Source organism: Catenulispora sp. GAS73, assembly GCF_041262085.1.
Classification (GTDB): domain Bacteria; phylum Actinomycetota; class Actinomycetes; order Streptomycetales; family Catenulisporaceae; genus Catenulispora.
The window spans coordinates 31,290-41,359 of record NZ_JBGCCM010000039.1; the positions used below are offsets into that span (position 1 = coordinate 31,290).

General features: G+C 72.1%; 1 protein-coding gene and 1 pseudogene. Both read right to left on the reverse strand.

Going from position 1 to position 10,070, the window contains the following annotated elements; genetic code table 11:
- Nucleotides 1-8: 8 nt before the first annotated feature.
- Nucleotides 9-4,625 carry an SDR family NAD(P)-dependent oxidoreductase gene (locus tag ABH935_RS41250; protein WP_370383431.1) on the reverse strand — a complete coding sequence of 1,539 codons (4,617 nt, stop codon included), beginning with the start codon at nucleotides 4,623-4,625 and terminating at the stop codon, nucleotides 9-11.
- Nucleotides 4,626-4,668: 43 nt separating this feature from the next.
- A pseudogene (locus tag ABH935_RS41255) lies at nucleotides 4,669-10,044 on the reverse strand (SDR family NAD(P)-dependent oxidoreductase); the annotation flags it as partial.
- Between the last annotated feature and the right edge of the window lie 26 nt (nucleotides 10,045-10,070).

Consider the following 10,070-nt stretch of genomic DNA (forward strand, 5'->3'; position numbering starts at 1 on the left):
CTCGCTTCTCATCTCCGGGTTCCAGGTCGGGCGCGCCGGCGGCGCTGGCCCCGATCCGCGCTGATCGCGATCAGGTCGGTGGCACCGGGTCCGGCTCCGCTGCGGACCCGGTCCAGTGCCTCGGCGAACTCCGCGACCGTCGGGTGCTCGAACAGGGTCGCCGGGGGGATGGGGATCTCCAGTTCGCCCTCAAGCGCACGCACCATCGCCAGGCCCACCAGGGAGTTGCCGCCGAGGTCGAAGAAGGGGTCGTGGATGCCGACCCGGTCGATGCCCAGGAACGCGCCCCAGACCTCGGCGACGGTCTGTTCCAGTTCGCTGCGCGGGGCCGCGTATTCGGTGCGCAGGCTCGGCCGTGGGAAACGCTCAGCGGTCGACCGCGCTTCGACGGTGCCGACCAGGGAGTCGATGTCGAGGATCGCCGACCATTCGGCCAGCGCGTCCGCCATCGGCTGCCGCATGGCCACGACGCTGCCGTGGCCGGTGCGGATGAGGCGGTCCAGGAAAGCGCAGCCGGCTTCCTCTTCGAAGCCGTACCGCTGACGGTGCGCCCGGACCTTGTCGGCCAGACCGCCGCCGACGCCTTCGAGGGCGGCGACCTGCCAGTCGTCGTGCAGCCACGGGCCCCAGGCGACGGTCAGGACTCTGGTGTCCGGGGCGAAGGCGGACAGGGCCGCGCCGTAGGCGTCGAGCACGGTGTTCGCCGCGCAGTAGTCGCCCTCGCCGATGCCGCCGAGGGCGGTGATCGCCGAGGAATACAGGACCAGGAGTTCCGGCGGATCGTCGGATCGGAGGAGCTCGGTGAAGGGGCCCATCGCCATGGTCTTCGGGGCGAAGACGGCTTCGGCTTCCTCAGGGGTCTGACGCTGGATCATGCCGCTGGCCGGACGCCCCGCGGCGTGGATGACGCCGTGGAGTGCTCCGAAATGTGCACGACATTGCCCGATGGCGGCTCGGAGCTCGTCTGGTGCTCCGACGTCGGCCGCGAGCAGGAGCACCTGCGCGCCCGCGGACTGCAGGTCTGCGATGTCAGTGTTCTGCGGGTTCCGGCTGACCAGCGCGAGTCTGCGGACGCCGGAGCGCACGAGGTGTCGCGCCAACCCGAGGCCGAGCCCGCGGGTTCCGCCGGTGATGAGGTAGACGCCGTCATCGCGCCATACCGGCTCCGCGCCGTCATCGGCGTCGGTATGGGCATCGGCATCGGCATCGGCATCGGAGGTGGGCACGATCGCCCAGTCCTGGACCCACCGGCGGCCGTTGCGCCATCCGGCCATGGCCGGATGGTCGTCGGCGAGTTCGCGGACCAGGTGGTCGGCGGTGCTGGTGACTTCGAGGTCGACTCCCTGCCACGTCAGACCGGCGTACTCGTACCGGGCGACGCGTCCCAGTCCGTGCACCGCCGCCCGGTCCGGATCCAGGACGTCGCAGCCCACGATCTCCGCGGCCCCGCGCGTCACGGTGACGAGACGTGATATCCGGGCGGACTGGAGGACGAGCAGGAGTTCGGTGTAGCCGCCTCCCATGTGGACGACGTGAATCGGACCTTCGAGGCCGGCGAAGACCTCGCGGAGGTCTTCGGGCCGCGAGCCCGCCGCGACCTCGACGACGTACGTGCCCGCCGCCTCGGCGCGGGCTGCGAGTTCTGCGCCGAGCCCGCTGGCGTCGGAGAAGATCACGAGCGGGCCGGGCAGGGTGAGGGTCGTCGGCACGGTCCGGGCGGCGTCCTGCCGCCAGGACTGCACGTAGCAGATGTCTGCCGGCTCGGTGGAGGACGGAGCCGACACCGGTCGCGGGGACGTCGCCTCGCCCTCGGGCCAGAACCTGGTGCGTTGAAAGGGATAGGTCGGCAGAGTGACGATCTGGCCGGCGCTCCCAGCGGCCCGCCAATCGACCGGGACTCCGCCGTCCCACAAGCGACCGCAGGCCGCGGCCAGCTCGGTCTGGTCGTCGGGGCGCTGGTCGGACTGCCACAGCACGGGAAGCGTGCCGACGATCGTCGGGACGGAGCCCGGGTCGCCGACGCCGCGGATGTTCTCCCGCACCAAGCCGCCGAGCGTCTGGCCGGCTCCCAGCTCGATGTAGGCGTCCACACCCAGTTCGGCGCAGCGGCGCGCGCCGTCGGCGAAACGGACCGGGCTGACCAAGTGGTCGGCCCAGTAGTCGGCGGAGACGGCTTCCGCGGCGCTGAGGGCCCGGCCGGTGCGATTGGAGATGATCACGGTCGTCGGAGGCTGGCACGGGATCGACGTGAGCAGGGCGGCCAGCTTCTCCCGTGCCGGTTCCAAGAGCGCGGAGTGGAAGGCGTGCACGGATCGGAGTGCGCGGCAGGCTATCTGCGCGGTGGCCAGGTGCCGGGTCAGGGTCTCGATCCCGTCGGCGTCACCGCTGACCACGGTCATCGACGGTCCGTTGATCGCCGCGACGTCCACCTCGGCGCTCGCGGCCTGGACCGCGGCGAGCACCGTCTGCTCGTCGGCGGCGACGGCGAGCATGCGCCCGGGCGGTGCCGAGGCGATCATGCGGGCCCGTTCGACGACTACCACCAGGGCGTCTTCGAGGGTGAAGACCCCGGCCAGACAGGCGGCGACGTATTCGCCGAGGCTGTAGCCGACCAGGACGTCAGGCGTGACGCCGCGGTGCGCGAGGAGTTCGGCCAGCGCGTATTCGACGGTGAACAGGAAGGGATGTGCCGTCTCGGCCTCGTGCATCGGGTCGCCGCCGGGGGCGGGTTCCGACAGGAAGCCGTCCGATGCCGGTGCCTCGTAGTCGCCGAGGAACAGCGGCTTCAGGTCGACACCGCAGCGTTCGTCGAGGATCGCGACGCATCGGTCGACGGCCGCGGCGTACACGGGCTCGGTGTCGTACAACCCGCGGCCCATACCCGCGTAGTGGTCGCCGACTCCCGGGAGCAGGAAGGCCACTTTCGGGCGGCTGTGCGCGCGTGCGGCGCTCGAAGGGGCCGAAGCCGCTTCGGCCAGTCTCCGGGTGGCGTCCGCTAGATCCGTGCATGTCAGTGCCCGGCGATAGTCCAGTTCGGAACGGCCGACGGTCAGGGTGTGCGCGACGTCGGCGAGGTCCAGCCCGGGTCGCTCGGCCAGCCACGCCGACAGCGCTCGGAACTGTGCGGTCAGGGCCGGCGCGGAAGCAGCGGATATCGGCAGGGTGTAGGAGCCTTTGGCGCCGCCGCCGCCGGAGGCCTGAGCCTCGTCCGCGGCCGCGCCGTCAGTCGGGTCGCCCTGCTCCGGCGCCGCCTCAAGCACCAGATGGGCGTTCGTCCCCGACCACCCGAACGAGCTCACCCCGGCGATCCGCCGCGAGCCCGCGTCGGACCACGGGGTCGCCGAGGTGACCGGCTCGATCGTGCCGTCCTCGGGAACCGAGCCCGTCGGCTCTTCGAGGTTCAGCATCGGCGGCAGAACGCCGCGCTCCAGCACGAGCACTGTCTTGATCAGCCCGGCCACCCCGGCCGCCGACTGCGTGTGCCCGATGTTCGTCTTGACCGCTCCGACCCGCAGCGGCTTGTCCTTCGGCCGTCCGCCGAACACGTCGTGCAGCGCCGACAGCTCGATGGCGTCCCCGAGCGTGGTCCCGGTGCCGTGCGCTTCGACGTAGCCGACTTCGTCGGGCTCCACACGCGCCGCCGCGAGCGCGCGGCGGATCGCGTCCACCTGCGCGCCGCGGCTCGGCGCCGTCAGGCCGTTGCTGCGGCCGTCCTGGTTGACGGCCGAGCCGCGCAGCACCGCTCGGATGCGCCGACCGTTGCGGAGCGCCGAGGAGAGCCGCTCCAGGACGACGAGTCCGCCGCCCTCGCCCATGACGTAGCCGTCGGCTCCGCGGTCGAAAGTTTTGCACCGGTCGTCGGCGGCCAGCATCGAGGTCGCGCAGGCCTGGACGTAGGTGTCCGGCTGGATGATCAGGAAGGTGCCGGCCGCGACCGCCAGGTCGCACTCGCCGTTCTGCAGGGCTTGTGCGGCCAGGTGGACGCCGACCAGCGAGGAGGAACAGGCGGTGTCGATGGTGACCGCCGGTCCGCGCAGGTCGTAGTGGTAGGCGAGGCGGCCGGCGACGACGCTGGCCGAGACGCCCTGCCCGAAATAGGGATCGGCGGTGACCTGCATGCCGTGCCGCTCGGTCTCCAGCCGGCCGTACTGCACGGTGTCCATGTAGCCGACGGCCACCGCCGTGCGGCTGCCCCGAAGCCGGGACGGCGCGGTCCCGGCGTTCTCCAGGCCCTCCCACATCAGCTCCATCAGCAGCCGCTGATGCGGATCCATCCGCAGCGCCTCCTGCGGCGAGGCTCCGAAGAACTCCGCGTCCCAGCCGGCGATATCCGGCAGGAACGCGCCGTAGCGGGTGTACATCGCGCCGGGCGCGCGCCGGTCCGGGTTGTAGTACTCGTCGATGTCCCAGCGCGAGGCGGGCACCTCGCTCACCCCGCTTCGGCCCGAGCGCAGCAGGTCCCAGTACTCCTCCACCGAGCTGCCGCCGGGGTAGCGGCAGGACATGCCGATGACGGCGATCGGCTCCAGCCGGGCCGTCTCGGCCTCGGCGAGGCGGCGGCGGACGTCGGTCAGCTCGACGGTGACGCGTTTGAGGTACTCGCGCAGTTTGTCCTCAGTGGCCATGGGGCCCGAACCTTTCAGCAGCGGCGGCGTCGGTGGCGGGTGGTCACAGCTCGTTGTCGATGAGGGCGAAGATCTCCTCGTCCGAGGCCTCGCCGACCTTGGCGGCCACGGAGCGGGCCAGCTCCGCCCCGGCGGACGTCGCCGGGGACGTCCAGCGCGCGACGGTGTTCTGCAGGATCGTGACGAGCTCGGCGCGCACGCCCGGGTCCCCGTCGTCGGGAAGCACGCGCGCCACGGAGTCCAGAGCCGCGCGCAACAGGTCCGACGGGGTCGGCGGAGCGGGCGCGAGCGTGGTGTGGAGGTGCTCGGCCAGGGCCGAGACGGTCGGATGGTCGAAGGCGAGGGTGGCGGGCAGGCGCAGGCCGGTCTCGGCCTCCAGCCGGTTGCGCAGGTCCACCGCCGTCAGCGAGTCGAATCCGAGCTCGCTGAAGCCCTTGCCGACGTCCACCGCGTCGGCGCTGGAGTGCGCCAGGGCCGCCGCCACGTGTCCGCGGACCAGGTCGGTCACCAAGCGCCGGCCGTCCTTCTCCGAGAGCCCGTCGAGTTTCGCCGCGAGGACCGCGCCGCCGGACGACGCCGCGCCGGCGGCCCGGCGCAGGGGCCTGACGAGACCGCGCAGCACCGCGGGCAGCGAACCGTTCTCCGCCCGGGTGCGCAGACCCGACTCGTTCCACCGGGCGGCGGCCATCGTCGGCTCCGCCGATCCGAGCGCCAGATCGAAGGCCTCCAAGCCCTGCTCCACGGTCAGCGGCGCGATACCCGAGCGGGCCATCCGCGCGGCGTCGGCCTGGCTGAGCCCGCCGGCCATGCTCGACTCGTTGTCCCAGAGCCCCCACGCGATCGACACCGCGGGCAGCCCCCGCGCGTGGCGGTAGGCCGCGAGCCCGTCCAGATAGGTGTTGGCCGCCGCGTAGTTGGCCTGTCCGGGATTGCCCAGCACGCCGGCTATCGAGGAGAAGAGCACGAACATCGCCAACGGATGCCCGGCGGTGGCCTCGTGGAGGTGCCAGGCCGCGTCGGCCTTCGGGCCGAAGACCGTGGCGAAGTGCTCGGGCGTGAGTCCCTCGATCGTCGCGTCCCGCAGTACTCCGGCGGTGTGGACCACACCGACCAGCGGCAGGTCCGAAGGAATCGCGCGGACCACGGCGGCCAGCGCGTCCCGGTCGGACACGTCGCACGCCACGATCTCCGCCGAGCCTCCGAGCTCTCCCAACCGGGCGAGGAGTTCGGTCGCGCCCGGCGCGTCCGGACCGCGGCGGGACAGCAGAACCAGATGACGGACCCGATGGCGGACGACCAGGTGCTCGGCCACGAGGGCTCCGAGACCTCCGGTGCCGCCGGTGATGAGGACGGTGCCGTCCAGGTCTGTGCTCGGAGTGGTTCGCGTGTCGGAGCTCTGGGAGACGTCCGCAGCCACCGGGTCGCGCCGAACCAGTCGCGGGGCGCGCAGCACACCGTCGCGGACGAGGACCTGCGGCTCGTCGGCGGTGGCGACCGACGCCCAGTCGTCGAAGCCGTCCGGAACGTCCGCGAGCAGGAATCGGCCCGGGTACTCCGCCTGTGCCGAGCGCACCATGCCCCAGACCGCCGCCCCGGCAAGATCCGTGACCTCGGGGCCGACGGCGCCGCGCGTCGCGATCAGCAGGCGACGCTCGCCGCCGGCTCGGTCCTGCAGCGTGGCCAGCACTCGATCGGTCAGCTCGCGTACCGTTCCGTCGCCGCCGGTGCAGTGCAGCACGTCGAAGTCCGGTTCTGCCTCCTGCGAGGCAGTGGACGCGCCGCCGACCGGGACCTCAGTCCATTCCACGCCGAACACCACCTGTGCGGTGGACGCCGAAGCCAGGGCGTCGCGCGGGATCGCCCGCACCCTGAGGGACTCAATCCCGAGGACCAATCCCCCGGTGCCGTCGGCGGTCTCGACCGAGACGTCGTCACCGGAGACCTGAAGCCGTACCCGAAGCGCCTTCGCGCCGTCGGCGCACAGCCGCACTCCCCGGAAGACGAACGGCAGTCGCAGCTCGGAGGCGTCGCCGGTGAGCAGAAGCGGATGGAACGCCGCGTCGAGCAGCGCCGGATGAACCCCGAAGCCCTCGGTGTCCAGCCCGTCGGGAAGTGTGACCTCTGCGAAGAGCTCCGATCCGCGAGACCACACGCTGGTGGCTCCGCGGAAGCTCGGTCCGTACTCGTATCCCAGTGGCGACATCGCGTCATAGCCGGTCTCGACGTCAACCTCCGCAGCATCCTGAGGCGGCCACACAGCGGCCCAGTCGCAGATCTCCGCGCCGGTACCCGGTACGACGACACCTGAAGCGGCGCGCACCCACTTCCCGTCACCGGACCTCGCGTAGACCTTCGCTCCCCGAGCCGTCCCCTGCTCGCCGGCCTCGACCACGACCTGGACGGCCAGGCCGCCGGACGGCGGCAGCACCAGCGGCGCCTCGAACATCACTTCCTCGACGGTCGCGCTGCCGACGCGCGCCCCGGCTTCCAGGAGCATGTCGAGCACCGCTGTTCCCGGCACCACGACGGTGCCGGAGACCACGTGATCAGCCAGCCAGGGAAACGCCTCCACGCTCAGCCGTCCGGTGAGCACCAGTCCGCCGTCGTCGCCGAGTTCGACCGCCGCACCGAGGAGCGCGTGGTCGACCCCGCCCTGACCGAGCGAGGCGATGTCGGTGCCGTGCGACGGCATCCCGAGCCAGAACCGCTCGCGTTCGAACGCGTACACCGGCAGGTCGGGGGCGATATCGGCGCCGTCGGCGTACAGCGCCGCCCAGTCCACCGGCACCCCGGCGATCCACGCCTGAGCCAGTGCCTCGGCGAAGGCGTCGGTCTCGGGCCTGCTACGCCGGCTCATCGCGATCACCGCCGCGTCGGCGACGCTCACGCACTCGTGGGCCATCGGCGAGAGCACCGAGTCCGGCCCGACTTCCAGATACGTCGCCACACCGTTGGCCTCGATCCGGGACACGGTCTGCTGGAAGCGCACCGCGCTCCGGATCTGCTCGATCCAGTAGTCGGGATCGGTCCAGGTCAGGTCGCCGTCCAGGTTGGTCGCGACGTCGATGCCCGGCTGGCCGAACGTGGTCTCCTTCAGCACGGCCGCGAACTCGTCGAGCATCGGTTCCATCAGCGGCGAGTGGAAGGCGTGGCTCACCGCGAGGCGGCGAGTGCGGCGCCCGAGCTCCCGCCAGGCCTCGCCGACCTCCAGGCAGGCTTGCTCGTCCCCGGACACCACGACGCTCGCCGGACCGTTGATCGCGGCGATCCCGACCCGGTCCCGCACCGCGGCCAGCGTCGGAATCACCTCCTCGGCTGTGGCCTGGATGGCGACCATCGCTCCGGGCGCGTCCAGGGCCTGCATCAGCGCGCCGCGCGCGGTGATCAGCCGGGCCGCCTCGCTGAGCGAGAAGATGCCGGCGACGTGGGCGGCGGCGTATTCACCGACGGAGTGTCCGGCGACCTGGTCCGGCCGAACGCCGAGCGACGCCAGCAGCCGGAAGGCGGCCACCTCGAAAGCGAAAAGTGCGGGCTGGGTGAAAGCGGTCTGGTTCAGGAGCGCGGCCTGCGGGCTGTCCGGCTCGGCCCACATCACTTCGCGCAGCGGCCGCTCCAGGTGCCGGTCGAGCGCGTCGCAGACCTCGTCGAAGGCCTCGGCGAAGACCGGGAACGCCTTCGCGAGCTCACGGCCCATGCCCAGCCGCTGGCCGCCCTGCCCGGTGAACAGGAAAGCCAGCTTCGGGGCATCGCGTCCGGTCCCCTGATGGACCTCGGCTGCCGTGGTGCCTTCGGCGAGCGCGTCGAGCCCGGCGACCAGCGCGTCGCGATCGCGTCCCAGGACCACGGCCCGGTGCTTGAACTTCGCCCTGCCGCGGGCCAGCGAGCCGGCGATGTCGGCGGGGCGCCATGCCGCGTTCCGGACCACCTGCTCGTGCAGCCTCCGGGCCTGCTTGGCCAGCGAACCGTCCTTCTGCGCGCTGATCACCCAGGCGAACGGGATCGCCCGCTCGCCGGCCTCCGGTTCCGGCGCCGCCGCCTCGGGTTCGACGTCAGGGCTCTGTTCCACGATGACGTGGGCGTTGGTGCCGCTGATCCCGAACGAGGAGACGCCGGCGCGCCGCACCCGTCCCCCGCGCGGCCACGGCCTGGCCTCGGTCAGCAGGCCGACGGATCCGGCCGACCAGTCCACGTGCGGGCTCGGCTCCTCGGCGTGCAGCGTCGCCGGCATCACCCCGTGCCGCATCGCCATCACCATCTTCATCACCCCGGCGACACCGGCGGCGGCCTGGGTGTGCCCGAAGTTCGATTTCACCGAGCCCAGCCACAGCGGCCGGTCGGCCGGACGGCCGCGGCCGTAGGCGGCGATCAGTGCGTGCGCCTCGATCGGGTCGCCCAGCTGCGTCCCGGTTCCGTGCGCCTCGACGACGTCGATGTCGCCGGGCTCCAGGCCCGCGTCGGCCAGCGCCTGCCGGATCACCCGTTCCTGAGCAGGCCCGTTCGGGGCGGTCATGCCGTTGCTGCGGCCGTCCTGGTTCACCGCCGAACCGCGGACCACGGCGAGGATCCGCCGGCCGTTGCGCCGCGCGTCCGACAGCCGTTCGAGTGTCAGGACCCCGACCCCCTCGGACCAAGCGGCCCCGGCCGCGTCGGCGGAGAAGGCGCGGCAGTGGCCGTCCGGGGACAGCGCGTGCTGTCGGCAGAACTCGACATAGGCGTCGGGAGTCGCGAGCACGGTGGCCGCACCGGCGACGGCCAGGTCGCACTCACCGTTGCGCAGCGCCTGGACCGCGAGGTGGATGGTCACCAGCGAGGAGGAGCAGGCCGTGTCGAGCGAGACGGCCGGTCCTTCCAGGCCGAAGGTGTAGGCGACGCGGCCGGACATGACGCTCTGCGCGTTCGACACCATGACGACGCCTTCGAGCCCGGGCGGAGCCTGGCCGTTGTAGCGCAGCGCGTAGTCGTTGTACATGATCCCGGCGAAAACGCCGGTGCGGCTGCCGCGCAGCGCCGCCGGATCGATGCCGGACCGCTCGAAGGCCTCCCATGTGGCCTCCAGGAACAGCCGGTGCTGCGGGTCGGTCGCCAGGGCGGCCCGCGGACTCATCTCGAAGAAGCCGGCGTCGAACTCACCGGCGTCGTAAAGGAATCCGCCGTGCTTGGTGTAGGACTTGCCCAGCGCGTCGGGATCGGGATCGTAGAGCCCTTCCAAGTCCCATCCCCGGTCGGTGGGGAAGGGCCCGATGGCGTCCACCCGGTCGGACACCAGCTGCCACAGGTCCTCCGGTGAGGCGACCCCGCCGGGGAACCGGCACGCCATCCCCACGATGGCGACCGGCTCGTGCCGCGCCGCGTCGGCGTCGGCCAGGCGGCTGCGCGCGTCCGCGAGGTCGACGGTGGCGCGCTTCAGATACTCGCGGAGTTTTTCCTCGGTCGCCATGGCAGATG